This is a genomic window from Pelomonas sp. KK5 (assembly GCF_001984095.1).
Classification (GTDB): Bacteria; Pseudomonadota; Gammaproteobacteria; order Burkholderiales; family Burkholderiaceae_C; genus KK5.
In genome coordinates this window covers 1-438 of record NZ_LYVQ01000574.1, presented here as the reverse complement: position 1 = coordinate 438, position 438 = coordinate 1, and the positions used below count along the sequence as shown (strand labels likewise).

Here is a 438-nt window from a genome sequence, read left to right as displayed (position 1 = left end):
CGGCGCCGCTGAACTCCTTCGTTAGACCACCAAGGATGACTTTGCGCTATCTGAACGAAGACGAGAATTCGCTCGACGCAGAAGCTACGGTAGCGGACATCGAGAGCCTGATGCGCCAGCTGCAACTAGGGACGCTGTCGGTGGGCGACTTTTGCTCGAGCTTCGAAAGGATGTGGAACTTCGAAGTCAGGAAAGACGTCATTCCTGCAGAAATCTTCGAGCCGCTCGACGCGCTGTTTGACGAAGTCGTTTGGTACAGCCCCGCTCCGATGGATCAATGGGAGTACCCGAAGTACAGAGACGATTCTGAAGTTCGAGAAGCCGTCGCGATCGCTCAACTTGCCGTTGTGCCAAAGAGGTGAGAGTGGCAAATCGTTCACAAGAAATTCGGTCTAACCCGCAGTTGCAGCCGACGCCTAACGGCGCGGCTGAACGCAA

At 55.5% G+C, this 438-nt stretch carries 1 protein-coding gene; it reads left to right on the top strand.

Annotated features, from left to right (window positions below; genetic code table 11):
• Window positions 1-362, top strand: a 362-nt coding sequence (locus B0W88_RS32305; protein ID WP_233151930.1) for a hypothetical protein, incomplete at its 5' end; no start/stop codon positions are given.
• Window positions 363-438 lie beyond the last annotated feature (76 nt).